We start from the raw sequence: 24,951 nt of genomic DNA, 5'->3' as shown, positions 1-24,951 counted from the left end.
ATGTTGGCTCGCATCGCTTCGACCCTGGCCCTTGGCCTCAGCCTGGCCGTGCTGGCCGGGTGCGCGGGCAAACAGGAGGCCGCCGCCCGTCGGCAGGGAGAAGCGGTGCCGGTCACCGCGCAGGTCGTGCAGTCCACGCAGTGGAATGACACGCTGCAGGCACTGGGTACGGCCAAGGCGCGCGAATCGATCAGCGTCACCGCCAAGGTCAGCGAGATCGTCGAGAAGGTGCACTTCGAAAGCGGCCAGCATGTTGCCGCTGGTGCGCCGATCGTGACCCTGCGCGGGCAGGCCCAGGAGGCCGCGCTGGTGCAGGCGCAGGCCACCTTCCATGAGGCCGACCAGCTGTACAGGCGCCAGCGCGAGCTGGCCACGCAGCGGCTGGTGTCCAGCGCCACGCTGGATACGCAGAAATCGATCCGCGATGCCGCCGAGGCGCGTGTGGCGCAGATGCAGTCGGACATCGGTGACCGCCGCGTGCGTGCACCGTTCGCCGGTGTGCTCGGCATCCGCCAGGTCAGCCCGGGCACGTTGCTGACGCCGACCACGGTGATCGCCACGCTCGACGACATCGAACACATGCACATCGATTTCCAGGTGCCGGAAGTGGAACTGGCCGCGCTCGGCGTCGGTGACAAGGTCAGTGCCACCAGCGTGGCGTGGCCAGGCCGTACCTTCGAGGGGGTGGTCAGCACCGTCGACGCACGCATCGATCCGGCCACCCGTGCGGTGACCGTACGGGCCGACTTCGCCAACGGCGACCATGCCCTGCGCCCGGGCATGCTGCTGGACGTGCGCCTGTTCCACCCCGAGCGCCCGGCGCTGGTGATTCCGGAAATCGCCGTGGTGCAGGTCGGTCGCGATACCTTCGTGTACCGCATCACCGCCGACGACAGTGTCGAACGCGTGGATGTGGTCACCGGCGCGCGCCGTGCCGGCGTGGTCGAGATCAGGCAGGGGCTGGAAGCGGGCCAGCGCATCGTGGTCGATGGCACCGGCAAGCTGCGCCCGGGCCTGAAGGTCGCAGCCAAGGACGCGGCACCGGCCACGGGTGCCAAGCCGGCTGATGCACCGGCGCCGGTCGCGGCCGAGGGCCACGGCGGATGAAGCTGTCCGACATCTCCATCCAGCGGCCGGTGTTCGCCGTGGTGATGAGCCTGTTGCTGCTGGTGCTGGGCGTGATGTCCTTCACCCGCCTGACCCTGCGCGAACTGCCCGCCATCGATCCGCCGATCGTTTCGGTATCGGTGGATTACACCGGCGCTTCGGCCGCGGTCATCGAAAGCCGCATTACCCAGGTGCTGGAAGATGCGCTGGCCGGCATCGAAGGCATCGATACGATCAACGCGCGCAGCACCAACGGCCGCTCGCAGGTCAGCATCGAATTCACCTCCAACCGCGATATCGAAGCGGCGGCCAACGATGTGCGCGATGCGGTCAGCCGCGTCGCCGACCGCATGCCGGAGGAAGCGCGTCCGCCGGAGATCGCCAAGGTCGAGAGCGATGCCGACCCGATCATCTGGTTCAACATGGTCTCCTCGACCATGGACACGCTGGAGCTGAGCGACTACGCCGACCGCTACGTGGTCGATCGTTTCTCCAGTCTCGATGGCGTGGCCCAGGTCCGCATCGGCGGCCGCCAGCGCTATGCGATGCGGATCTGGCTGGACCGTGACCAGCTGGCGGCGCGCGGACTGACCACCGGCGACGTGGAAACCGCGCTGCGCAACGAGAACGTGGAACTGCCGGCCGGCCGCATCGAGTCGACCGACCGCGATTTCACCCTGCGCGTGGAGCGCAACTACATCAAGCCCGAAGACTTCGCGACCATCCCGCTGGGCAAGGGGCGTGACGGTTACGTGGTGCGCATGGGCGATGTGGCGAAGATCGAGCTGGCCTCGGCCGAGCGCCGCGCGTACTACCGCAGCAACGGCGAGCCGGGCATCGGCCTGGGCATCGTCAAGACCTCCACCGCCAACTCGCTGGACGTGGCGCGTACTGCGCGCGCTGAAGCCGAGCGGGTCGCGCTGACGCTGCCCAAGGGCACGCAGATCTTCGTTGCCTTCGACAACACCACCTTCATCGAAGCCGCGGTGGACCGCGTCTACGCCACGCTGGTGGAGGCGATGATCCTGGTGCTGGCAGTGATCTGGCTGTTCCTCGGCAGCTTCCGCGCTGCGCTGATTCCGGCGGTGACCGTGCCGGTCTGCCTGGTCGCGGCGTTCATCGCGCTGTATGCGTTCGACTTCTCGATCAACCTGCTGACCCTGCTTGCCTTGGTGCTGTGCATCGGCCTGGTGGTGGACGATGCGATCGTGGTGGTGGAGAACGTGCAGCGCCGCATCGATCTGGGCGAACCCCCGCTGGTGGCGTCCAAGCGCGGCACCGCGCAGGTCGCCTTCGCGGTGATTGCTACCACCGCCGTGCTGGTGGCGGTATTCCTGCCGGTCGGTTTCCTGGAAGGCAACACCGGGCGCCTGTTCCGTGAGCTGGCGGTAGCGCTGGCCGCCGCGGTGGCATTGTCCGCCTTCGTGGCGCTGACGCTGACGCCGATGATGGCCTCCAAGCTGCTCAAGCCGCACACCGGGCACGCGCCGCGTGGCCTGCATGGCTTCGTCAACCGCAACCTGGAGCGCCTGGCAGGGGCCTATGGGCGGGTGCTCGACCACCACGTGGACCGCACCTGGATCTACCTGCTGGTGATGGTGGCTGCACTGGCCGCCAGCTGGGGCCTGCTCAAGCTGCTGCCGTCGGAACTGGCGCCGGCCGAAGACCGCGGTTCGTTCCAGATCATGATCGACGGCCCGGAAGGCGCCGGCTACGACTACACCGTGCAGCAGGTGCAGCAGGTGGAAGCGATGCTGGCACCGCATGTCGGCCCGGACAAGCCAATCGTGCGCGCCAACCCGCGCGTGCCGGGTGGCTGGGGCGCCAGCGAGGAAATGCATACCGGCCGCGTCAGCATCTTCCTGCAGCCGTGGCGCCAGCGCAGCGAAGGCACGCCGGAAGTGGCCAACGAACTGCAGAAGGAACTGGACACCATCCGCGGCGTGCGCGTGCGTACGCAGGTGGGCGGTGGCCTGGTGCGCAGCGGCGGGCAGCCGTTCCAGATCGTGCTGGGCGGCCCGGAATATGCCGAGATCGCGCAGTGGCGCGACCGTATCCTGCTGCGCATGGCCGACAACCCCGGCCTGGTCGGTCCGGACTCGGATTACAAGGAAACGCGGCCGCAGATGCGGGTCAACATCGACCGCCAGCGTGCGGCCGACCTCGGCGTGCCGGTCACCGCGATCGGTTCGGCACTGGAAACCATGATGGGTTCGCGCCGCGTCACCACCTTCGTCGACAACGGCGAAGAGTACGACGTGCTGGTGCAGGCCGGTCGCGATGGCCGTGCCAGCCCGGCCGACCTGGCCGCCATCCGCGTGCGCGCGACGTCCGGCGAGCTGGTGCCGCTGTCCAACCTGGTCACGCTGAGTGAGGTGGCCGAGGCCGGCACCCTGAACCGCTTCAATCGCCTGCGCTCGATCACCATCAACGCGGGCCTGGCGCCGGGCTATCCGCTGGGTGAAGCCATTGCCTGGGCGCAGCAGGTCACGCGCGAGGAGCTGCCGCAGTACGCACAGGTGAACTGGAAGGGTGAATCGCGCGAATACCAGAGTGCCGGTGGCGCGGTGCTGCTGACCTTCGCCATGGCGCTGCTGGTGGTGTACCTGGTGCTGGCCGCGCAGTTCGAGAGCTTCATCCACCCGCTCACCATCATGCTGACCGTGCCGCTGGGCGTGCTCGGCGCGTTGGTCGGGTTGTGGGTGAGTGGCGGTACCGTGAACCTGTTCAGCCAGATCGGCATCGTCATGCTGGTCGGCCTGGCCGCGAAGAACGGCATCCTCATTGTTGAATTCGCCAATCAGCTGCGTGACGACGGAAGAACCGTGCGCGAGGCGATCATCGAATCGGCGATGGTGCGCCTGCGCCCGATCCTGATGACCTCGATCGCCACCGTGGTCGGTGCGATTCCGCTGGTGGTGGCCGGTGGCCCCGGTTCGGCCAGCCGTGGCACCATCGGCATCGTGATCATCTTCGGTGTGACCCTCTCGACGTTCCTGTCGCTGTTCGTGGTGCCGGCGTTCTACGCGCGGCTGGCGCCGTACACGCGCTCGCCGGAAGCGGTGAAGCGCGAGTTGGAGAAGCAGGAGGCGGAGTCGCCCTCGGTGGGTGGTCATGCCTGATCCGACCACCGTGCTGCGAGGCGACGGCTTCCAACTGCGCCCCTGGCGCCCGGATGATCTGGAATCGCTGCTGCGCCATGCCAACGACGCCGAGGTATCGCGGGGCCTGCGTGATCGTTTCCCTTACCCGTACACGCGCGAGGATGGCGAGGCCTTCCTCGCCGGTCGCGTGCTGGCCCCTGGCACCCTGAACCTGGCCATCGAGATCGACGGCCAGGCCTGCGGCAGCGTCGGGGCCCAGCAGGGCAGTGCCGAGCGCGGGCACATGGCGGAACTGGGCTACTGGCTGGGCCAGGCCTACTGGGGCCAGGGGCTGATGACCCGGGTGGTCGGCCTGTTCGCACCCTGGGTGATGGACGAGCTGCGCCTGTTCAGGCTGCAGGCCGGGGTGGTCGACTTCAACCTCGGCTCGGCCCGGGTGCTGGAAAAGAACGGCTTCCAGGAAGAAGGCGTGGACCGCTGCGCGGTCTACAAGCGCGGGGTGCTGCACGACCTGCGCCGCTTCGCCCGGGTGCGCACGCAGCTGCCCTGAACACGCGGGCCGGCCGCGGTAGAGCCGAGGCCGTGCTCAGCCGCCGTCATCACCACGCCGAGCATGGGCTCGGCTCTACAACACAGCGCTACCGCAGCGGCCTTCGATCAGGGAGAATCGACCGGTCCCCTCCAGCCGACGGGACGTCCTCACAACCCGCCGACTGGAGAGAGCGCGCGTGGAAGCTACCGTACATTTCATCAACAGCATCATCTGGAGCAAGGCACTGATCTTCGTGTGCCTGGGCGCCGGCCTGTTCTTCAGCCTGCGCACGCGCTTCATGCAGATCCGCGGCTTCCTCGAGATGTGCCGCCTCACCGTCAAGGGTGAGAAATCCGACGCCGGTGTGTCGTCCTTCCAGGCCCTGGCCATGTCGATGGCCGGGCGCATGGGTATCGGCAACATCGCCGGCGTGGCCACCGCCATCGCCTTCGGCGGCCCCGGTGCGATCTTCTGGATGTGGGTGATGGGCTTCCTCGGCGCATCCACCTCGTACGTGGAATGTACGCTGGCACAGATCTACAAGACCAAGGACGCCGAAGGCCGTTACCGTGGTGGCCCGGCGTACTACATCGAAAAGGCCATGGGCCTGAAGTGGTACGCGCTGGCCTTCGCCATCGCCACGATCATTGCCGCCGGCTTCCTGATGCCCGGCGTGCAGGCCAATGCCATCGCCGACAGCATCATCAACGCCTGCCGTGGCACCGCACTGTGCGGCCCGCTCGATGGCCAGGCCTTCGGCATGGAGTCGGTGCAGGCGCTGAAGCTGGGCATCGGCATCGTGGTGGCGCTGCTGCTGGGCGTGGTGATCTTCGGTGGCGTCAAGCGCATCGCCAACTTCGCCGAAGTGGTGGTGCCGTTCATGGCAGCCGGCTTCATCCTGATGGCCATTGTCATCATGATCATCAACTACGACCGTGTGCCGGAGATGTTCAACATCATCTTCAGCAGCGCCTTCGGCACCCACGCCGCGTTCGGCGCGATGATGGGCCTGGCGGTGGAGTGGGGCATCAAGCGCGGCATCTACGCCAACGAAGCCGGCCAGGGCTCGGGCCCGCACGCGGCAGCCGCCTCGGAAGTCTCGCACCCGGCCAAGCAGGGCTACGTGCAGGCCTTCGCCATCTACTTCGACACCATGATGGTGTGCACCGCCACCGCGTTCCTGATCCTGGCCAGCGGCACCTACAACGTGTACTCGCCGGCAGGTGCCGGCGCCCCGCCGATCTTCCAGGGCCTGGCCGGCATTCCGGAAGGCGCGGGCTACGCCCAGGCGGGTGTGGAAGCCGTGCTGCCGGGCTGGGGTTCGGCGTTCGTGTCCATCGCCATCTTCTTCTTCGCCTTCACCACCATCATGGCGTACTACTACATGGCCGAGACCAATCTCAGCTATGTGAACCACAACAAGAAGCGACCGCTGACCGTGCTGGTGCTGCGCCTGGGCATCATCGGCATGGTGGTGTTCGGCGCGTTCCATAATGCAACCCTGGCCTGGGCGCTGGGTGACATCGGCGTGGGCCTGATGGCCTGGCTGAACATCATTGCCATCCTCATCATCCAGAAGCCGGCCATGCTGGCCCTGCGTGATTACGAACGACAGAAGAAGCTCGGCCTCGATCCGATCTTCGACCCCGATGCCCTGGGCATCAAGAACGCCGATTTCTGGCGTCAACGCAAGCTGGAGTTGTCCCGTAGTGAATGATCCCTGGAAGAACGCCCGCCGCCCGTCGTCGCGACCGCCGCGGGCCACCCCGCTGCCACCGCGTGAGGGCGGCACCCCGCCACCGCCGGGGCGTGGCAATGACGAACTGCGCCTGTATGGCTGGAACGCCGTGCAGGCCCTGTTCGCCAAGCGCCCGCAGGCGCTGCGCAAGCTGTACCTGGTGGACGCGCTGATTCCGCGCATGCAGCCGGTGTTGAAGTGGTGCGTGGCCAACCGTGTGGGCTACCGCGTGGTGGAGGAGGGCGACCTCAACAAACTGGCCGCTACCACGCACCACGAAGGCCTGGTGGCCGACGTGCTGCGCGCGCCCGTCGTGCCGCTGGCGCAGTGGCTGGAGGATCTGGGCGAAGGCCCGGCAATGGCGCTGTGGCTGGACGGTGTCGGCAATCCGCACAACTTCGGTGCGATCCTGCGCTCGGCCGCGCACTTCGGCGTCAAGGCGCTGCTGCTGCCGGCTGGCAGCACGCTGGCGCTGTCCGGTGCCGCTGCGCGCGTGGCCGAAGGTGGTGCGGAGTCGGTGCCGCTGGTGCAGTTGCCGGAGACCGCCCAGGCGATGGCGCAGCTGCGTGCGGCCGGCTTCGGGCTGGCCGCGACCCTCGTTGATGGTGGCGACGACGTGTTCCGTGCGTCGCTGCCGGAACGGTTGGTGTACGTGATGGGCGCCGAAGGCGAGGGCATGGACCGCGGGCTCGCCAGTCAGTGTGACCAGCAGCTGTCGATTCCCGGCAGCGGCGCGGTGGAAAGCCTGAACGTGGCCTCGGCCACGGCCGTGCTGCTGGCACAGTGGGCGAGCCGCCGCGATTGAACCTCTGCGCGCGGTCAGATCCCTTGCCAAGGCGAGGGATCTGACCCCGTCCGGTTCCCGGTGCAGGATCTGCAGTGGTGGGTGCGAACCTTGGTTCGCACCGCCCTTCCCGCTGCGTTCGCCGGGCATGGCCCGGCGCTACCGCATCACTCGTTCGGCGGCGTGGTCGCCTTGGCCTCGCTGCCGAAGCTGCCATCGGCTTCCGCGGCCAGGTACGCGAACACGGTGTACGCGGCCACGTTCTGCGCCAGCGCCTTCGGGTCGATCTTGTCCAGCGTGTCGTCGGCGGTGTGGTGCAGGTGGAAGTAGTCCGAGCCGTCCTGCGCCAGCCATGCCCACGCGCCACCCTTGGCGGCCAACGGGCCGACGTCCGGGCCCGGGCCACCCTTGTCGGCCTGGTACTCGATGCCCAGCGGCTTCATCACTTCGGCAATCTGCTTCGTCGCTTCGCGCGAGCCTTCCGGGTTCGGCGAACCGGTATTGAAGGCATAGATGCGGCCGGCACCGAAGTCACTCTCGGCCGCCAGCTGGTGCAGGGCCACGTCCTTGGCATGCGCCTCGGCGTAGGCCTTGCCGCCGTACAGGCCCTGTTCTTCGTTGGCGAAGGCGATCACGCGGATGGTGCGCTTCGGCGCCTGCTTGAGCTGGCCGATCAGGTGGCCGGCGGCCATGGTGATGCCCACGCCTGCGCCGTCATCCACCGCGCCGGTGCCCAGGTCCCAGGAATCCAGGTGGCCGCCGATCACCACCACTTCCTTCGGCAGGCTGCGGCCGGTGATCTCACCGATCACGTTGTACGAGGTGGCGGTGCCATCCCAACCGCAGTCCAGCGCCACCTTCACCGTGGTGCTGCCGCGGGCCAGCAGGCGGGCCAGCTGGTCGGCGTCGGGCACCGACAGTGCTGCAGACGGCACCGGGGTCAGGCCGTCATCGAAACGGGTGATGCCGGTGTGCGGCACGCGGTGCGAGTCGGTACCGGCCGAGCGCATCAGGAAACCGACCGCGCCCTTGCGAATTGCTTCGGACGGGCCCTTGCTGCGGATCGCGCCACCACGGCCATAGTCGCGGCCATCGCGGAACGGCAGCATCTGGTAATCGACGAACGCGATCTTGCCCTTCAGCGAACCGGCCGGTGCGGCCTGCAGTGCGGCCAGGTCGGCGAAGCGGACCACTTCGGCTTCAACGGTGCCGCCCGGGCTGCCACCCAGCGCCGTGATCTGCAGCGGCTGCGCATTCCTGCCGGTCACCGCGGCGTGTTCACTGCGGCGCTCCCACTTCGGGAACGTCACCGGTTCCTTCCATACCTTGTCGAAGCCGAGGGCCTTGAACTTGGCTTCGGCCCAGGCCACGGCGCGGGCGTCGGCCTCGCTGCCGGCGATGCGCGGGCCGATTTCGGTGGTGAGCGATTCAACCACCTTCCAGCCGGTGTCGTCAGCCAGCGCCTGGTCGCGCAGCTGCGCAGCGGTGGACAGCGACGCCGGGGGCAGGGTGGTGGTATGCGGCGCCGCGAAGGCCGGGGCGGCCAGCAGGGCGAGGGAGGATGCGATGGCAAGGACGCGGCGACGCATGGACAGCTCCGGGAAGGGACCAAGCCTTGGAGCTTAACAGTCGTTCAGCCCGGCGCATGGGCGGGAGGTCATGGCTGGCGCGAACGCTGTTTTCCGCCATGACCGGCAAAGCGAAAGCCCCGCCGGGGCGGGGCTTTCACATGCTTATGTAGAGTCGAGCCATGCTCGACTGCTTCATTTCGCCCAGTCGAGCATGGCTCGACTCTACAGATGGGGGGGGCGCCAGTCGGCGCCCAGCACCCTCATTTCTTCAGGCTGTCGCGGATCTCGCGCAGCAGCACCACTTCCTCGGCCGGTGCGGCCGGGGCGGCTTCCTGCTTGCGCGACAGGCGGTTGATCGTCTTGACCACCAGGAAGATGGCGAAGGCCACGATCACGAACTGGATCAGCGTATTGATGAAGTCACCGTAGCCGATCACCACGGCCGGGATTTCCTTGCCGTCGGCACCGATGCTGGCCGGTGACAACGTCCACGCCAACTGCGAGAAATCCACCTTGCCGATCAGCATGCCCAGCGGCGGCATGATGATCTTCTCGACCAGTGCGGTCACGATCTTGCCGAAGGCCGCGCCGATCACCACGCCGACGGCGAGGTCGATGACGTTGCCGCGCATCGCGAATTCCTTGAACTCGGTGAGCATTCCCATTGTTGTTTTTCTCCGGTGGGGGAAGTGGACAGCGCGCAGGGTAGCGCAGGTGATGTCAGCCGGCGATCACGCCGTGGCGCTCGGCCACGTTTTCCAGGCGGGCACTGAAGCGGTCGCCGGGCTTCAGCGCGGCCACTCCGGACGGGGTACCCATGAACACCAGGTCGCCGGCACGCAGCTGCCACAGCTTGGACAGCTCATGCAGGATCTCCGGCACGTTCCAGATCATCTGGTCCAGCAGCGCCTGCTGGCGCACTTCGCCGTTGACCTCCAGCGACAGGTTCAGCGCGGCCAGGTCGCCCACTTCAGCGGCATGGACAATCTCGCTGATCGGTGCCGAGGCATCGAAGCCCTTGGCTGCATCCCACGGATGGCCCTTGTCCTTGGCGGCGGCCTGCAGGTCGCGGCGGGTCAGGTCCAGTCCCACGGCATAGCCGTAGACCAGCGCCTCGGCGTCGGCCATGGCCAGCTCGCCCACGGGCGCGTCACGGCCAATCGCCACCACCAGCTCCACTTCGTGGTGCAGGTTGGCGGTTGCCGGGGGATAGGGAATGGCATCGTCGTGGCCGACCACGATCGCATCGGCCGGCTTGCTGAAGAACATCGGACGGCCGCGATCGTCGGCCGCCGGCACTGCTGCGCCCATTTCGCGGGCATGGTCGGCGAAGTTGCGGCCGACGCAGTAGATACGGTGCACGGGGAAGCTGCCGCCACCGGCTACCGGCACACGCGGCAGGGCTACGGCAGGGATCACATCGGAGACATCGGACATGCGGGCATCCAGGAAGGGCGTGCCCGCAGTCTAGAACGCATGGCGCCCGCCGTCAGCGGGCGCGGAGGGCGTGGATCAACGCGAGGCCGGCAGCACCGGCTTGCGCACCACGCGGTACTCGCCTTCGACCACGGTCGGATCGACCGGACGGGCAACGCCCGGCTTGCGCGAGGCCAGCAGCTTCCACGCCAGGCCGACCAGGATCATCGCCGCACCGACGAACACGCCGATGAACACCATCGCCGCCAGGATCGCCAGGCCAAGCAGGCCCACGGCAACGCGCACCAGCGGGTGACGCGGCTTGCGCGGCGCGAACAGGGTGCGGAACTGGTTGAAGGCGGATGCGCGATTGAACATGGCGGCTCGATAGGCTGGGATCAGCGAAACCAGAGTATCGGGACGTGCCACTGTCATTGAGTGAAAAACTCGTTAAATATAGCCTGTGCTTATTACGAATCAATGACTTGTGTTCATGTTGCAGCCAGTCACCTGAGTGGGCGTGCGACAATGCGCGTTTACTGTCCGAGCCTTCGCCATGACTGTCGCTGCTGCCCTGATCGCCCTTGATGCCATTGCCGACGGCGCGTTTGCCGAGGTCGAAGCGGTGGTTGATGGCGATGCCGAATCGCTGGTGCTGTACCGCGATGGCGCGCAGGTGCGTGCGTTCCTGAACATATGCCCGCACGCCGGCCGTCGCCTGGACTGGGCGCCGGGCCAGTTCCTGAAGAGCCGCGAAGGCCACCTGGTGTGCGCCGCCCACGGCGCTTCGTTCGCGCTGGACAGCGGCGACTGCATCGCCGGCCCCTGCAAGGGCGATCGCCTGCGCGCCGTGCCGGTGGATGTGCGCGACGGGCAAATCTACCTGGCCTGACCTATCGGTGTGCGGACCAACGGTCCGCACCCACCGGATCAACAGATATCCAGAGATCCATCCACGCATGGCGTGGATCTACCGTGTCGACCAAGGTCGACACCTACCAACAGCAGCACAGAATGCCGTTTCGACAGCTCGCGGCAATCTGTCGAAGGCGGGGTGGGTCCGGTTGCGGGGGTGTCCGCGGCATGGATGCCGCGGCCAAGCCCCCACGGACGGGTTTACGGCGTCCCCCGCAACCGGACCCACCCCGCCATCCCACGAAATGCACGCTTTTGCCGTTGCCGTTGCTTTGGCCTCTGCAGGTGCAGGGCGCAGCCCTGCCAACAAACCCAACCCTCAGAACATCAGGTTGATCATCAGCACCACCACGCAGGTGTAGATCAGCGACAGCGGGCCGCCGACCCGCCACATCTCGCGCGGGGTGTAGTTGGCCGGGCCGGTGATCATCGAAATCACCGGGTTGGAGGCCGTCATCAGGTTGTTGGACGCCGACAGCGCCACGATCAGCGCGAACGCCGTCGGGTTGCCGCCCGCCGCCAGCGCAAGGTTCACCGCAATGGGCACCATCACGATGGTGGCGCCCACATGGCTGATGACCAGCGAGAACGCCGTGGTCAGCAGCGCCAGCGCCACCTCCAGTACCCATACCGGAATACCGGTGGGTAGCTTGTCGATGGTATGGCCGGCCACCCATGCCGCCGCGCCACTGGAATCCATCGCCCAGCCGAGCGGGATCAGCCCGGCCATCATGAACACCGTCTTCCAGTTGATCGAGGCGTAGGCCTCGTCCATGCGCAGCACGCCGGTCAGCAGCATGCCGGCCACGCCGGTCATCAGCGTCAGCGCCACCGGCAGCTTGCTGGTCAGCGCGATCAGGATGGTCAAGGCGAAGATCGCCATCGCGATCTTGAACTTGTGCGGGCGCTGCTCGCCGGTCGGGTAGTCGGTCACCACCACGAAGTCACGGCTGCGGGCGGCCTGCGCCAGGTCGGTCCAGATGCTGTGGAAGACCAGCATGTCGCCGGCGCGCAGCTGCACGTCGCGCACGTCCTCGCGGATCACCTGCTTGTCGCGGTTGATCGCCAGCAGGCTGATGCCGCGCTCCTTGCGCAGGCGCAGATCGGCCGCGCTCTTGCCGATCACGTTCGAGGTCGGCGGCACCACCGCTTCGGAAATGCCGGCGCGGCTGGGGTTGAACAGGTCGCCCAGGTGCTTCAGCCGCGAAGACATGCGCAGGAACTGGTTCTGCGCGAAATCGTTGATCTGCTCACGCGGGCCCATCGCGCCGAGCACGCTGCCGACCCAGATGCGCATCTCCGCCGGTGGCGCCAGGCGGGTGTCATTGCCGGTTTTCAGGGCCAGCAGCAGCGGGGCATCGTGCAGGTTCTCGGCCTCGCCCAGGGTCATGCCCACCAGCGGGCTTTCGGCACTGACCACCAGCTCGAATACATCGCCTTCGATGCCATAGGTCTTGGCGAAGTAGCTCTCGGTGCGCGCGGGCGTGACCCCGTCGTTGACCAGGTTCTCTTCTTCGATCAGCTTGCGGTCGCCGTAGTAGCGGAAATACAGCAGCGAAGCGATCAGCAGCGCCACGCCGATCGGCAGCGGCGCGAACATGCGCAGCGGCTCGATCGTGGCCAGGCCGGAAGGCAGGTTGTTGTTGGCCGAGGCCAGTAGATCGTTCAGCAGGATCAACGGTGAATTGCCGACCATGGTCAGCGCACCACCCATCACGATTGCCGCCGAAATGGGCAGCAGCAGGCGCTGCAGGGTCAACCCGGTGCGCGCTGCCAGTCGCGAGGCGACCGGCAGGTACAGCGCCATCACCGACGGGTTCTGCATGAAAGAGGAATTCAGGCCGGCAATGGCCGTGGTCATCATCAGCAGCCGCTGCTCGACACCATGGCCGCGCCGCAACAGCCAGGCGGCCAGCCGGTTCAGCGCCCCGGTGCGGTCCAGGCCCGCACCGAGGATGGTGGTGGCGATGATGCTCATCACCGCGTTACCGGAGAAGCCGCCGAAGATTTCCTCCGGCGCGATCAGCCCGGTGACACCGAGCACCACCAGGACCACCAGCGCGACCACGTCGGCGCGGATGCGCTCGAACAGGAACATCGCCATCGTGAAGCCGACCAGCCCGAGCACGAGCTTCATGTCGTTGGTCAGCGTCAGCGCGGTATCCATGTGGGGCGCGGTGTCCTCAGGCGATCGTCAGGTGCGGTCGTACAGCAGGTCCCAGACGCCGTGACCGAGCTTCTGGCCGCGGGTCTCGAAGTGCGTCTGCGGCCGCCAGTCCGGGCGCGGCACGCTGCCACGCGGGCCGGCGCGGTTGACCAGGCCAGCGGTGGCGTCGAGCACGTCCCACATCTGCTCGGCGTAGTCTTCCCAGTCGGTGGCGCAGTGCAGGCGGCCGCCCGGGCGCAGCTTGCGCACCAGCAGCTCGGCAAATGCAGGCTGCAGCAGGCGGCGCTTGTTGTGGCGCTTCTTGTGCCACGGGTCCGGGAAGTAGATGCGCACTTCATCCAGCGCGCCATCGGCGATCTCGTTCTGCAGCACTTCCACCGCATCGTGGTGGTACAGGCGCACGTGGTCGGCGTTGTCGTCGGCCAGCGCGTTCAGCAGGCGACCCACGCCGGGCGCGTGCACTTCGATGCCGATGTAGTCACGCGACGGATCATGCTGGGCGGCGAAGCGCAGCGCGGCACCGTTGCCGAAGCCGATTTCCAGCACCTTGTGCGCCGGGCGGCCGAAGGTGGCGTCCAGATCACGCGGCTGGCCGTTGTAGTCGATGCCGAAGCGCGGCCAGCGCTCGTCGAACGCGCGCTGCTGGGCGGGGGTGAAGCGGCCCTGGCGCAACACGAAGCTGCGCACCTCGCGGCGGCCCTCGCTCACGGTGAAGGGCTTGGGCGGGGCCTTGGAACCGGCGCTGTCGAAGGGATTGGTCATCAGCCGATCAACCCATCCACCGGGGAGGAGGCGCTGGCGTAGCGCTTGCGCGGGATGCGCCCGGCCAGGAAGGCCTCGCGGCCGGCCTCGACCGCCTTGCGCATGGCGCTGGCCATCAGCACCGGGCTGCGCGCACCGGCAATGGCGGTGTTCATCAGCACGCCGTCGCAGCCCAGCTCCATCGCGATCGCCGCATCCGACGCGGTGCCCACGCCGGCGTCGACGATGATCGGCACCTTGGCGTCTTCGATGATCTGCAGCAGGTTGTACTTGTTCTGGATGCCCAGGCCCGAACCGATCGGCGCAGCCAGCGGCATCACTGCAGCGCAGCCGATCTCTTCCAGGCGCTTGGCCAGGATCGGGTCGTCGGAGGTGTAGACCATCACCTCGAAGCCGTCCTTGACCAGCTGTTCGGCGGCCTTGAGGGTCTGCACCACGTCCGGGTACAGCGACTTCTGGTCGCCCAGCACTTCCAGCTTGGTCAGGTTGTGGCCGTCCAGCAGTTCGCGCGCCAGCCGGCAGGTGCGCACCGCGTCTTCGGCGGTGTAGCAGCCGGCGGTGTTGGGCAGGATGGTGTAGCGCTCCGGCGGCAGCACGTCGAGCAGGTTCGGCTCGCCCGGGTTCTGCCCGATGTTGGTGCGGCGGATGGCCACGGTGACGATCTGGGCGCCTGCAGCCTCGGTGGCCAGGCGGGTTTCTTCCAGATCCTTGAACTTGCCGGTGCCGGTGAGCAGCCGCGAGCCATAGGTCTTGCCGGCGATCACCAGCGAATCGGGGGAGACATGAACGTTCATGGCGCGATTATCGCTTATCCGCCTGAAGATGGGATCACGCAATGGCGTGCAGGCCGTGGATGGGTAGGGTTAGTGCCGGCCGCTGGCCGGCAGATGCAGGGTGCCTGACAGCGTCGGATTGCCGGCCAGCGGCCGGCACTGCCCGGGATGGCCTCAGCCCCCGCCCAGCGCGTGCACGATCTCCACCACGTCGCCTTCAACCAGGACATGCTCGCCATGGCGGCTGCGGCTGACGATCTCGCCGTTGACCTCCACCGCCACCCGGCGCTGCAGCAGCTGCTCGGCCTCAAGCAGGTCGTGGAGGGTCGCCGAGGCGGGCAGGGTGCGGGGTTCGCCGTTGAGCTGGATGTTCATCCCTGCATTGTCGCTGATAGCCCGTCGGGATCGGAACGTTTGTAATTTGAACCGGGCGCCAGCTCCGGCACAGCAGGTTTCGGCGTGGTCAGGCGACAATCCATGCGGCGGCGCAGCGTGAGCAAACGGCGGCGCGGTGAAACCATTGACCGTGCGCCGGCGTACGTGCGCCGGATTCCAACTTGTTTACCCCACAGGAGTTCCTAGATGCAGCTCAGCAAACACCCGATCCGCTCCCTCATGGCGGCTGCGATCGCACTGGCCGCGCTGCCGGCCATGGCAGGCGAAAATCCGTACTCCAAGGCGGTGTTCTTCGGTGACAGCCTCACCGACGCCGGCTACTTCCGCCCGCTGCTGCCCGAGGCCACGCAGGGGCTCTCCGGCCAGTTCACCACCAACCCGGGCTGGGTGTGGTCGCAGCAGGTCGCCAATTACTACGGCCTCAACAAGGACCCCAACGGCAACGGCCAGAACGGCGACAACTACGCTGTCGGCGGCGCCCGCGTGTCGGTCGAAGGCAGCGGTGCCCTCGGCGCGATCCCGTCTCTGAAGTCGCAGGCGGCCCGCTACCTGGCGGCAAACGGTGGCAAGGCTGACCGTAACGCCCTGTATACCGTCTGGGGTGGCGCAAACGACCTGTTTGCCGCCGCCGGCGCTGCCGGTGCGGGTGCGCCGCCGGCCCAGGTGCAGGGCATCATCGGTGCGGCGGTCACCGACCAGATCGCGCTGGTCGGTGCCCTGAAGCAGGCCGGTGCCCAGTACGTGCTGGTGCCGAACCTGCCGGACGTGGGCATCACCCCGCAGTTCCGCGGCCCCAATGCAGCGGCTGCCACCGCCATGTCGGTCGGCTACAACAAGGCGCTGTATGGCGGCCTGAAGCAGGCGGGCATCGAGTTCATTCCGCTCGATACCTTCAGCATCCTGCGTGAAGTGACCGCCAACCCGGGCATGTACGGTTTCACCAACGTCACCGGCACCGCCTGCAAGATCAACCCGGCCAACACCACGGGCAGCATCATCGGCTGCAACCCGACCACCTACGTCAGCCCCGATGCGTACCAGACCTATCTGTTCGCTGATGGCGTGCATCCGACCGTTACCGGTCACCAGCTGCTGGGCCAGTACGCCGTCTCGGTGCTGGAGGCTCCGCGCCTGCAGCAGGTGCTGAGCCACTCGGCACAGACCGTCGGCCGTTCGCGTGCCGACCAGGTCAGCAACCACCTCGGCGCCCGTCCGGCCGATGGCCTGTCGTGGTGGGGTGGCGTGCGCGGTGACCTGCAGCGCTATGACCACGCCGACCTGTACGACGGCGTGGCGCCGGCCGGCCTGTTCGGTGTCGACTGGGCACGCAACGGTGTGGTGGTCGGCGGCTTCGCCGGCTTCGGTCGCATGAGTGCCGACTTCGGCAACAGCCGTGGCGACTTCACCCAGAAGGACACCACCGCCGGCCTGTTCGCTGCCTGGTATGGCGACCGCGTCTGGGTCAACGGCCAGGTCAGCTACACCTGGTTGTCGTATGACGTGAACCGCAAGGTCCAGCTGGGCCCGGCTACCCGCGAACACGGTGGCTCGCCGGACGGCAGCAACCTGACCGCTGCACTGAATGCCGGTTACGAGTTCGGCACCGAAGGTGGCTTCCGCCACGGCCCGATCGCTGCGGTGATCTGGCAGAAGGTCAAGATCGATGGTTACAGCGAAAGCGCTGCTGCGGGCACGCTGGCCACCGCCCTGGGCTACGACCGCCAGAACGTCGACTCGACCGTCGGCCGCATCGGCTGGCAGGCCCGCTTCGATGGCGGCACCGTCAAGCCGTACGTGCAGGTGACCTACGACCACGAGTTCGAGGACACCAAGCAGGCCAGCGCGTGGCTGCAGACCCTGCCGGAACTGGGCAGCTACCGCGTGCCGGGCCTGGACTTCGACAAGAACTACGCCACCGCTGTTCTGGGTGCGCGCATGGACCTGTTCGGCCTGCAGGGCAACGTTGGCCTGAGCACCACGGCCGCGCAGAAGCGTGCCCGTGACGCGACGATCTTCGCCACCGTGGGTGGCAGCTTCTGATGAATGCAACATCCCGGGCACCGCAAGGTGCCTGGGATGCCTGCACGGCAGCGCCGGGCCATGCCCGGCGGGTGCGGCGGCCACCATTGCGCAACACCGGCCGCTCCGCATAGACTTTCACCCGCAATGCGGGCGTAGCTCAATGGTAGAGCTGTAGCTTCCCAAGCGTGCGACACGAGCCGTGCCGCACGTTCAACCGACCAGGCGGTTTCCTGGCCACAGCTGTACAGATCTCGGTCTGACAGCAAAACGTCCCCCAGCAACACGGTGGACGATACGTTGAACGGTAGGAGTACATCCCTACTGGCACGGCGAAGGCTGTGCATGCAATTGTTGGTCGTCCACCCTGCCAAGGGTTGTCGAACCAACCCGGTGTTCAGCCACCGGTAGCCAAGGAGTGGTGCGGGAGAAGTAATTCTCCGGTGCTAAGCTCTCCGTTAATGTAGCCATCCTCACGGATACGATTCTCCCGTGAGGGAGGACTCGTGACCTCGGTAGTCGTAACCGAGTAGGCGCTAGGCTGAGTATCAAGGATCAGTACAAACGAATCGCCATATAAACGTCGTCAAGCTAGACGGGCCAACTGCGACTGGGCCCTACCCAAAACGGGACGAGGTCGGATGTTTCTCTGCTTGGTAGAGACACGCTGACAATTGCACCTCCGGCGAAAAGGCGAGATCCTAGGTACTCTGTTGCATGTACGGAACGTGGTAAGCCCAACTGGTTGTCGCCTCGGCGACTAGGTTCTCCGCAAGGAGAAACGATGACCAAGTGGGTATAGGATGGTGGAGTAAGCGAATGCCTCTCTGTAATCGAGGGGATAGGGGATGAAAAGATCGCCCCAACCCGAAAGGGTGCTGACTTCCACCGGGTGGTCTGTCGCTAGACAGGCTTCGCAAACTCACACCCAACGGGGAACGACTCCCCTTTGGGGCGTCTATCCCCTGACGGGCTCTGGGCGGGTGTAGCTCAATGGTAGAGCTGTTGCTTCCCAAGCTACTGACGTGGGTTCGATTCCCATCGCCCGCTCCATGTCTCCCAACGGTTTGCTGATTTTCCAGCGCTCCGCAATATGAAAGGCGCTCCGCAAAATCCGTTGGCGCCCGTCTTCTATGGCATCAGGTCCAATTGAAGCTGGCCGCGTTGCGCGTCTTCAGTACTGGCCGCATAGAACGTCCACATTCCGACGCTGCTGACCTCCGAGCTGCCGGGTTTGTCGTCGAACTTCGACACGCCGCCATGGGCTTCCCATCTGCCTTTGCACGGAGCCGCATCAAGCGCCGCCATTACCTCCTTGCGCTGACCTGGATTGACTGACAGGGCCAGGCGATCAAACTGCACTCGCTGGTACGGTGATTCGGTAGTCATCATGGTTTTCCCTCCTCCTGTTGTGTGCGGAGATTACCCACCATCGTCTTTGATATCTGCAGTAACGCCCGCGTAACAGTCATCTTCTGGAAGGTTTTGAGGCGGCTTGCGTTATGGTTCTACCTCGTTGGCGTTGCTTTCGAGCCTCGTTTCTTTCGCACGTAGATCTCGGTCGTAGTAACCGAGGAGTGCCCCAGCTGGGCCTGCGCCTCGCGAATGTCCTTTGCCGAATCGGCCTTGTCCGTACCCGCCTTGGCGCGGAGATCTCGGAACTGGAATTCCCCCTTTGCAATGCCAGCCGCCTCCCTAGCTCTGTCGAACCGGTAGCGCAGGGCTGCGCGACCCAGGGCCAGGCCGTCGTCGTCCACAATCAGCCGCGTGCTGTAGACCTTCTCTCGCCCGTTCGGGCACTTCTCCCCCTTACGCTTTGCAATGCGCTCGAGCAGCGCAGCCAGCTCGCCCGTGATCTCCATGGTGACGCGGTTGCTGGTCTTCGACTGCTGGATGATGAGACCGCGCGCTGTAACCTGGCGCACGTCCATGGACCACACATCACCGACGCGCTGGCCGGTCAGGTAGGCCAGATCCATGGCGTCGCGCAGAGCTGCGTCAGCGTGTGCATAGACGGCCCTGAAAGCGTCATCGTCCACGTAAACGTCGCGGCCGGCTTCCTTGTTGCGACGAATGCCCTCGCACGGGTTGGGTAGATCGGTAATGCCTTTGCCGCGCGCCCAGTTCCAGATATGCGAGAACAGCGAAACCTCGCGGTTCGCGATCACCTTCGCCTTCCGCCAATCCAGATACTGCCGGATGTTGATCGGGCGGATGGCTTCAAACGGCGCAGGCGGCGCGTCGAAGTAGCTCAGCAGCGCAGTGATGCAGCGATTGTTGAGGCGCTGGGTGGTAACGGCTTTGGTAGGCACCACCTCTGCTCGGTAGCGATCGGCAACGTGCCGGAAGGTCACGACGGCCGCTGCGGGGATCGTGCTCGCGTGCTCGATCTCGGCCCATCGCTTGATGGCCACGCCGTAGTCGCTGCCGAGGGGTGTTTCGCGCCTCGGCTTGCCACCGTGGTCGTAGTAGTAGTGGGTCACGCCCGATTTCTGCTTGCGTGGCCTGAACCGGGGGATTGCCCCCGGCTTGCTCGGTTTCCGTCCCATTTCAAGCGACCTTGCTGGAAGTCCATGTCGGCGGCGCCTTTGGTGTATGCGCCGTTCCCTCAACGCTGGAGCGCAGTACGACTGGCCAGTCGTGTGCGTCCAGGTAGTGTTTGATTCCGTTCTTGCGGAGAAATGCGGCCTGGCGCGCGCGCTGTGGCGTGCGGCACAAGCCGGCGATCTCGTCCCGGGACAAGTACATGTCAGACGGCACTGGCCACCTTCCCTCCGCCTGCCATCACCAGACGCATCTGTACGACGTTGTCGGCAACAGCTGCAGGCGACGAAGCCCGCGCGCTGCGCGCCGGACGGTTCAGGCGGCGCCACGCCTCAATGGCCTTTTCCGGATCGGCATGCTTGCTGGTCGATCTGCAGGCGCACTCGACCAGGTGGCCACCGCCGGCGGAGGCGCAGCGCTTGTCGTGGATGTGGCGCGCGCGGTGCCCGGCGGCGCAGTTCGGCAACCCTTCCGGGTGGCTGATATGTTCCTGGGTCATGTGTCAGCTCCATTGGAAACGTGGTTGATGGCAGGCATACACTGGCGTGCATGAGTCAATATGCGAATTCGACGCATGCGGAGTTGTGGCTCCGCGCCAAGGCTGAGGCGGGCGCTCTGCGACAGAGCGCTGACGTTCAGGACTTGGTATTGGCCAAGAGGCCGACGACGCATTGGCAGCGGCAGCAGATCCGAGCCGCCATGGCTCCGGGCGCTGACCGGTCGCTGGCCGACCTTCTGGATGCACTTGCCAGCCAGATACACCATGGCCGACACATCCCCGGCGATGCCGAGCAGCTTCTGCAGGATCCGGCCACCAGCCTTCTGTCGGTGTTCGGCCCGAAGCTGGTCGAGCATCAGCGCAATGCGCGGCACCTGGTGGTGCTGGAGGCGGCCAACGTGGTCCTTCGTAAAGACTCGTCGACTTGGCTGCATGGTGGAGAGGCGGGGCAAACGCCACACGAGCGGTCGCTGGCCAGCAACGGCGGCTTGGCCGCTGTACTGCAGGAGCTGGAAGCCCGTCGGAAGCGATAGGGCGGTCATGCGAACAGGTCCAGTTGGGCCGGCAGCGCCGGCGGCGGCGCAGCGACGGCCAAGGCGGCAGCCCTTACACGGATCAGGCACTCTCCCTCGCCACGCATCTGCCACGGTCTGCCGGCGATGGGCACAAGGTCGTGGAAGCCGCCACCACCGCCCACGCGGTCCTTGATCTTCACCTGGTAGTAGTCCCTTCCGCCGAACTGTGTGTGGTGCCCGGCGCGTGGCCGCACCGAAACGACAGTGAATACCGGGATCAAACGATGCCACTTGCTGGCCCGCACTTCTTCTTCGTAGTGCCACGAGCCATTCAGATCGCGGTCCATCGAGAGAACTTGATCGCCCACCTCGAAAGGCTTCAGGCTCTCGACGTCGCCGTGCGCAGACTTGTGGACCGGCGGGAAGAAGTCCCGGATCGCGAAGAAAAGCCCGCGGCCGTTCGCGTCAGTGAACTCGGCAATGGGGAAGTGGGCGACCGCGATGCCGCCTTCCCGCAGCAGGTAGAAGGCGGTGCCGCACGTGGTCGGCCCGGCCGCCTCGTGCTTCCGCAGCGACTGTCGCGACCAGCCGCTTTCCAGCAGGTCGAGGACGACACGCTCTGCGAGATCCATTCCGATCTCCCGATGCATCACGCGTGCGCGCTGGTCGAACACGTGGACCATTGCAGCGGTGAGCAGCTGGTCAGCCATGGGCGCCGCCTCGCTGCGCCCTGCGCGCCTTCTTGCCGTAAGGGAGGGGGTCACGTATCGGACACGTCCAAGTGGGCATGTCGGAGTGGTGTACGCCACGGATGTGGTGCGTGACGCGCTCGACCTTCTGGACGGGCGCGGCCTCTCGCGCCAGTACAGCCATCGCCGCGCCGACAAGGATCACGACGCGGCGGCTCATTTGCCCACCGCCTGGCTGTCGGTCATCGAGCGCTCGACTTCGCCCGCGAGACCGAGCAGGGCCCAGTAGCAGCGGAGATCAACAAAGCCGGCGTTGTCGTTCTTCGTCGATTCCTTCACATCCAGCGTCCGCAGATCGCCGATCAGTTGGCGAACCTTGTCCAGGTCCACGGCCTGCGCGGGCTGCTTGGCGTTCGCTTCAAGCGCGTCCAACTGCCACTGAGGGATCAGCCAATCCGGGATGAATTCCGCCACCCCTGCAGCATGCGACTCAGCACTATGCGGCCACGGCACTGCCTTGGCCTCAATGCTGATACCAAGGCGCGCAGCCTGGTCCTTGAACTGCTCGTTGTGCCACGCGGCGGCTTTCTCGGCATGGGCCTTGCTCGGCGCCGGATACACGTCATCCATACCAAGGACATGCAGGCACCACAGCTGCTCGCCCGCCGGCTGTCGTCCGCCCTTCTCGATGCAGAATTCCGTTGCTTCGCCCAGAGCAACGCTATCCGGTTGCTTGTTCAGCTGTCGGGCGGCAGCAATCAGCGCCTCAGCCGTGGCGTTGCTTTCGGCGCTGGCGGTCTGGCGCGAGGCAGCCGCACGGAACCCGCCTTCGCTTACCTCTACCGGCTGGCGGGCGGCGAGCGCGGACACCACTTCATTGCGCGCGGCAGTGACTGCCCGGCGCAGTTCGGCGCGCCGAGCGTCGGTGTAGCGGTCGTCTGCCACGGACAGCGCGAACGCTTGGGCGGCTTCGTCGTAGCGTTGGATCAGCGCCAACGCATCCCCCTGACCACCCGGGGAGGGCTGGGCGGAGAGGGCGGCTTGCCATGCGCGCCATGCATCGGTGGTGATCGCGCTACGGTAGACATCGCCCATGCGCTGGAGGTGGTAGTTCTCACCGGCCCACGCCTCAAACCGCGCCCGCTCGGCCTGATCCCCCAGCCTCACCCTCCCACCGGGCTGCGCGTCCGCCAGGGTCTTGTTGTCGGTGGTCATGCGTGCTGCTCCTTGCGTTCGGTAATGGCGCGCGCGCTGTGCGCGGCGAGGTTGTCCCAGCGTTCGGCCTCGCCGAGGTAGTGAGCGGCACGGGCCTGTCGCTCTGCCTCGGTGAACTGCACGTCGTGCAGCGCGTGGTCGGCTGCGGCTCGATTGGCTGCGGCCATACGGGCTGGGTCGTGATCGAAGATGTCGAGCTGGTTACGCACGCTGGACTCCTGGAATGGGTTACCGGCGAGTGGAAGTCCGGCCGGCGCGGAGCCCGGTCACCCGGGCGGGCGGTTGCTCAGTGGGTGTCGTCAGCGGCCAGCGGCGCGCGCTGCCGCTCGGCGGTGCGGCGTCGCATTTCGGCCTTGAAGGCTGGCCAGGTGGTCTGGAGGTCTTCCCAGCAGCGCCATGCGAAGAACACGGCACCGATGGCGCAGGCGAGGGCGACGGCATCGACGTGGCTGCGCAGTGCCCAAGGGAGCAGTGCGAGGAGCAGGCCGACGACGACGGTGCAGAAGAAGGGCAGGGCCAGGTGGCGCATTACTCGGTCTCCTGTTCGCTGGTGGTCTCGGCCGGCGCGGGCGCCGGGCCGGCGGGCGCGCTGATGGGCGGGATGCCGACGGCCATGGCGGCGAAGAAGTCGTGGTCGGTCATTCGGCACCGGCCATGGCACGTAGGCTGGGCTGCCCGGCGACCTCTACGGATGGATAGAAGACGCGGTGCTTTCCGGTTTTTAGGTTCCTTGTCCGGATGCTCACCGACGCCCAGGGCTTTCCATCGATGCCGATGTGCAGATCCACGGTCGTGCTGACGATCAGCGCCCTGCGTTCGACAACGGGATGGCCGTAGCGCTGGGAACGGACGATGCAGCTGGCGCCGGGGGGATAGTCATCCTGTGCGACACCGAATGCCTCGCGGGCGGCCCGCTCCAAAGTCGACAGTGCTGTGTCGAGCTGCGGCAGCTCGTTCCTGTATCTGCGGCTCATGCGGCGCCGCCTTCGAGCTTGCGGACTTCTTCGACAAGGAAGATCCAACCGTCGCCGGTCGGCGGGGTGCGGTAGGGCCCCGAGTCCATGCAGACCATCAGCGAATTGCGACCGAGGGTGTAGGCGACCACTCCGGTCTGCCCTACGGCGAGGTGCGGCTGTTCGTAGTCGGTCGCCGTGATCTTCACTCGATCACCGCTCTTAAAGGGGTTCATGCGGCACCGCCTTGGACGCGGGCAATGACCCGCTGGCAGCGAGGGCAGGACACCAGATGCTGCTCGCACACGGTCCAACCCACGGACCGGCGACCAGGCTGTGCACCGCACAGTGCCTTGCCAGTGGCTTCGACATATCCGCCGTTGCGCCGCACCTGGGCGGCGGGGATCGCGTGCAGCTTGGTGCCCTGGCCGCGCTCGAGGCCATTCGCACATCGGCCGGCCAGCTTGGCCGCCAGCACTTCACCAGGCGCGTTCATGCAGCACCGCCTTTGGCGCGCGCTGCACGGCGGACGGCGGCGACTGCGCCTGCAGCGCTCTGGCCGTGCCGCAGGACGGCATTGGCGGCGATGCTGGAGGCGATGACGACCTGGTAGGGAAGGAGGCCCCAGCGGCGGCCGGCGCGGGCGACGATGCCGGCGGCAGCAGCGGCGCGCTGAGCGTTGGAGTGGTGGGCGAGGGCGGCGCTCATGCGGCGGCGCCCTGGAGCGCGGTGCGCAGCTGCTTGGCTGCAGCCTGCAGCTGGTGAGCGTGCTGCTCCGCCTCGTCGGCGGTGAGGTGCAGGCGGGCAGCGCCCATGTCTGCGATGACGCGTTCGCTGACGTGGTCAGCGGTGACTTTCATCTCTGCCGATCGGCAGCCCAAGGAAAGGGTGGCCATGCGTGATCTCCTGCGCCCGGCCCCGGGATGGGGTGGTGTTGGGCGACGTAGATCAAGCTACAGGATTCTGTAGATCACAGTCAACAGGATTCTGTAATTTTCTTTAGGCGGCGTGCGAGCACCCCTGCAAGTGATACGGCTGAGCCAGGCTGGGACCCTAAGCAGGGACCCCGAAAGCTGAGAGGGCAACGGCCTATGAACGAGCGTCTTTAACGTTAAAACTTTCGGCTTGGTCGTCGGTCCAAGTACTCGTAGACGGCGTCGTGCCTCAGTGAAACCCTTATGGCACAAGGTTTCACTTAACTTTGATTGGTAGGTGCCGATAGTGGAAATGCGGTAGCCCTTCCGCAACTTCG

General features: G+C 66.4%; 29 protein-coding genes and 1 tRNA gene. 9 read left to right on the top strand and 21 right to left on the bottom strand.

Annotated features, from left to right (window positions below):
- From ACZLIB_RS18380 to ACZLIB_RS18360, 5 genes are all read left to right on the top strand, one after another.
- Positions 1-1,107: an efflux RND transporter periplasmic adaptor subunit gene (locus ACZLIB_RS18380; RefSeq protein WP_071228524.1), complete on the top strand. Its 1,107-nt coding sequence runs from the start codon at positions 1-3 to the stop codon at positions 1,105-1,107.
- The gene (locus ACZLIB_RS18375; protein WP_478468367.1) at positions 1,104-4,229 is read left to right on the top strand and encodes an efflux RND transporter permease subunit; all 3,126 of its coding nucleotides are present in this window, start codon (positions 1,104-1,106) and stop codon (positions 4,227-4,229) included. The genes ACZLIB_RS18380 and ACZLIB_RS18375 overlap by 4 nt, the downstream gene beginning before the upstream one ends.
- The gene (locus ACZLIB_RS18370) at positions 4,222-4,761 is read left to right on the top strand and encodes a GNAT family N-acetyltransferase (protein ID WP_107432154.1); all 540 of its coding nucleotides are present in this window, start codon (positions 4,222-4,224) and stop codon (positions 4,759-4,761) included. Before ACZLIB_RS18375 ends, ACZLIB_RS18370 begins: the two co-directional genes overlap by 8 nt.
- Before the next feature lie 178 nt (positions 4,762-4,939).
- Positions 4,940-6,460: an alanine/glycine:cation symporter family protein gene (locus ACZLIB_RS18365; RefSeq protein ID WP_032130211.1), complete on the top strand. Its 1,521-nt coding sequence runs from the start codon at positions 4,940-4,942 to the stop codon at positions 6,458-6,460.
- Entirely contained in the window at positions 6,453-7,286 is an 834-nt protein-coding gene (locus tag ACZLIB_RS18360; RefSeq protein ID WP_478468366.1) for a TrmH family RNA methyltransferase, read from the top strand. Before ACZLIB_RS18365 ends, ACZLIB_RS18360 begins: the two co-directional genes overlap by 8 nt.
- A 146-nt stretch (positions 7,287-7,432) precedes the next feature.
- On the opposite strand, the gene ACZLIB_RS18355 is transcribed toward ACZLIB_RS18360, so the two are convergent.
- From ACZLIB_RS18355 to ACZLIB_RS18340, 4 genes are all read right to left on the bottom strand, one after another.
- Positions 7,433-8,854, bottom strand: a complete 1,422-nt coding sequence (locus ACZLIB_RS18355; protein WP_478468365.1) for a M28 family peptidase — start codon at positions 8,852-8,854, stop codon at positions 7,433-7,435.
- A gap of 242 nt (positions 8,855-9,096) precedes the next feature.
- The gene (mscL, locus tag ACZLIB_RS18350; RefSeq protein ID WP_032130206.1) at positions 9,097-9,501 is read right to left on the bottom strand and encodes a large-conductance mechanosensitive channel protein MscL; all 405 of its coding nucleotides are present in this window, start codon (positions 9,499-9,501) and stop codon (positions 9,097-9,099) included.
- A gap of 55 nt (positions 9,502-9,556) precedes the next feature.
- The gene (locus ACZLIB_RS18345; RefSeq protein ID WP_478468364.1) at positions 9,557-10,273 is read right to left on the bottom strand and encodes a fumarylacetoacetate hydrolase family protein; all 717 of its coding nucleotides are present in this window, start codon (positions 10,271-10,273) and stop codon (positions 9,557-9,559) included.
- Between the two features lie 75 nt (positions 10,274-10,348).
- Entirely contained in the window at positions 10,349-10,630 is a 282-nt protein-coding gene (locus ACZLIB_RS18340; RefSeq protein ID WP_005410817.1) for a hypothetical protein, read from the bottom strand.
- 178 nt (positions 10,631-10,808) lie between these two features.
- Here ACZLIB_RS18340 and ACZLIB_RS18335 point away from each other — a divergent pair, with 178 nt between their 5' ends.
- A complete protein-coding gene (locus ACZLIB_RS18335) occupies positions 10,809-11,144 on the top strand; it encodes a Rieske (2Fe-2S) protein (protein WP_478468363.1) in 336 nt (111 codons plus the stop codon).
- 342 nt (positions 11,145-11,486) lie between these two features.
- Here ACZLIB_RS18335 and ACZLIB_RS18330 read toward each other — a convergent pair whose 3' ends face one another.
- The 4 genes from ACZLIB_RS18330 to thiS all read right to left on the bottom strand — a co-directional run bounded on the left by ACZLIB_RS18330 (position 11,487) and on the right by thiS (position 15,244).
- Positions 11,487-13,334 carry an SLC13 family permease gene (locus ACZLIB_RS18330; protein ID WP_010481466.1) on the bottom strand — a complete coding sequence of 616 codons (1,848 nt, stop codon included), beginning with the start codon at positions 13,332-13,334 and terminating at the stop codon, positions 11,487-11,489.
- Between the two features lie 27 nt (positions 13,335-13,361).
- A complete protein-coding gene (gene trmB, locus ACZLIB_RS18325; protein WP_010481468.1) occupies positions 13,362-14,096 on the bottom strand; it encodes a tRNA (guanosine(46)-N7)-methyltransferase TrmB in 735 nt (244 codons plus the stop codon).
- Positions 14,096-14,890, bottom strand: a complete 795-nt coding sequence (locus ACZLIB_RS18320; protein WP_010481470.1) for a thiazole synthase — start codon at positions 14,888-14,890, stop codon at positions 14,096-14,098. The genes trmB and ACZLIB_RS18320 overlap by 1 nt, the downstream gene beginning before the upstream one ends.
- Before the next feature lie 153 nt (positions 14,891-15,043).
- Positions 15,044-15,244 (bottom strand): sulfur carrier protein ThiS, encoded by a 201-nt coding sequence (thiS, locus tag ACZLIB_RS18315; protein ID WP_125892724.1) that lies wholly within the window; start codon positions 15,242-15,244, stop codon positions 15,044-15,046.
- Positions 15,245-15,451: 207 nt separating this feature from the next.
- Between thiS and ACZLIB_RS18310 the strand changes: the two genes are divergently transcribed.
- The gene (locus ACZLIB_RS18310) at positions 15,452-17,305 is read left to right on the top strand and encodes an autotransporter domain-containing esterase (RefSeq protein WP_032128836.1); all 1,854 of its coding nucleotides are present in this window, start codon (positions 15,452-15,454) and stop codon (positions 17,303-17,305) included.
- A 958-nt stretch (positions 17,306-18,263) separates the two neighbouring features.
- Positions 18,264-18,337: transfer RNA gene (locus ACZLIB_RS18305), tRNA-Gly, on the top strand.
- A 78-nt stretch (positions 18,338-18,415) separates the two neighbouring features.
- Here the strand turns inward: ACZLIB_RS18305 and ACZLIB_RS18300 are convergent.
- The 4 genes from ACZLIB_RS18300 to ACZLIB_RS18285 form a co-directional block, all read right to left on the bottom strand.
- The gene (locus ACZLIB_RS18300; RefSeq protein ID WP_478468362.1) at positions 18,416-18,676 is read right to left on the bottom strand and encodes a hypothetical protein; all 261 of its coding nucleotides are present in this window, start codon (positions 18,674-18,676) and stop codon (positions 18,416-18,418) included.
- Positions 18,677-18,792: 116 nt separating this feature from the next.
- Positions 18,793-19,833, bottom strand: coding sequence for a tyrosine-type recombinase/integrase (locus tag ACZLIB_RS18295; protein WP_478468361.1), 1,041 nt, complete (start codon positions 19,831-19,833; stop codon positions 18,793-18,795).
- Between the two features lies 1 nt (position 19,834).
- Complete coding sequence (locus ACZLIB_RS18290) at positions 19,835-20,032, bottom strand: DUF4224 domain-containing protein (protein ID WP_478445893.1); 198 nt, start codon at positions 20,030-20,032, stop codon at positions 19,835-19,837.
- A 1-nt stretch (position 20,033) separates the two neighbouring features.
- Positions 20,034-20,327: a hypothetical protein gene (locus ACZLIB_RS18285; RefSeq protein ID WP_478468360.1), complete on the bottom strand. Its 294-nt coding sequence runs from the start codon at positions 20,325-20,327 to the stop codon at positions 20,034-20,036.
- A 50-nt stretch (positions 20,328-20,377) separates the two neighbouring features.
- Here ACZLIB_RS18285 and ACZLIB_RS18280 point away from each other — a divergent pair, with 50 nt between their 5' ends.
- On the top strand, positions 20,378-20,860 hold the full coding sequence (locus ACZLIB_RS18280) for a hypothetical protein (RefSeq protein WP_478468359.1): 483 nt from the start codon (positions 20,378-20,380) through the stop codon (positions 20,858-20,860).
- A gap of 5 nt (positions 20,861-20,865) precedes the next feature.
- Here ACZLIB_RS18280 and ACZLIB_RS18275 read toward each other — a convergent pair whose 3' ends face one another.
- From ACZLIB_RS18275 to ACZLIB_RS18235, 9 genes are all read right to left on the bottom strand, one after another.
- Positions 20,866-21,552, bottom strand: coding sequence for a hypothetical protein (locus tag ACZLIB_RS18275; protein ID WP_478468358.1), 687 nt, complete (start codon positions 21,550-21,552; stop codon positions 20,866-20,868).
- Positions 21,553-21,747: 195 nt separating this feature from the next.
- Complete coding sequence (locus ACZLIB_RS18270) at positions 21,748-22,746, bottom strand: phiTE_015 family protein (RefSeq protein ID WP_478468356.1); 999 nt, start codon at positions 22,744-22,746, stop codon at positions 21,748-21,750.
- Complete coding sequence (locus ACZLIB_RS18265; RefSeq protein WP_478468355.1) at positions 22,743-22,955, bottom strand: hypothetical protein; 213 nt, start codon at positions 22,953-22,955, stop codon at positions 22,743-22,745. The genes ACZLIB_RS18270 and ACZLIB_RS18265 overlap by 4 nt, the downstream gene beginning before the upstream one ends.
- 77 nt (positions 22,956-23,032) lie before the next feature.
- The gene (locus tag ACZLIB_RS18260) at positions 23,033-23,275 is read right to left on the bottom strand and encodes a hypothetical protein (RefSeq protein ID WP_478468354.1); all 243 of its coding nucleotides are present in this window, start codon (positions 23,273-23,275) and stop codon (positions 23,033-23,035) included.
- A gap of 109 nt (positions 23,276-23,384) precedes the next feature.
- On the bottom strand, positions 23,385-23,720 hold the full coding sequence (locus ACZLIB_RS18255; protein ID WP_478468352.1) for a hypothetical protein: 336 nt from the start codon (positions 23,718-23,720) through the stop codon (positions 23,385-23,387).
- Positions 23,717-23,935: a hypothetical protein gene (locus ACZLIB_RS18250; protein WP_478468351.1), complete on the bottom strand. Its 219-nt coding sequence runs from the start codon at positions 23,933-23,935 to the stop codon at positions 23,717-23,719. Before ACZLIB_RS18250 ends, ACZLIB_RS18255 begins: the two co-directional genes overlap by 4 nt.
- Positions 23,932-24,195, bottom strand: a complete 264-nt coding sequence (locus ACZLIB_RS18245; RefSeq protein ID WP_478468350.1) for a hypothetical protein — start codon at positions 24,193-24,195, stop codon at positions 23,932-23,934. Before ACZLIB_RS18245 ends, ACZLIB_RS18250 begins: the two co-directional genes overlap by 4 nt.
- On the bottom strand, positions 24,192-24,407 hold the full coding sequence (locus ACZLIB_RS18240) for a hypothetical protein (protein ID WP_180835492.1): 216 nt from the start codon (positions 24,405-24,407) through the stop codon (positions 24,192-24,194). Before ACZLIB_RS18240 ends, ACZLIB_RS18245 begins: the two co-directional genes overlap by 4 nt.
- On the bottom strand, positions 24,404-24,595 hold the full coding sequence (locus tag ACZLIB_RS18235; RefSeq protein WP_478468348.1) for a hypothetical protein: 192 nt from the start codon (positions 24,593-24,595) through the stop codon (positions 24,404-24,406). Before ACZLIB_RS18235 ends, ACZLIB_RS18240 begins: the two co-directional genes overlap by 4 nt.
- Between the last annotated feature and the right edge of the window lie 356 nt (positions 24,596-24,951).

It is taken from the genome of Stenotrophomonas sp. 220_Sma (assembly GCF_056487375.1).
This window is presented reverse-complemented; position numbering and strand designations above follow the sequence as displayed.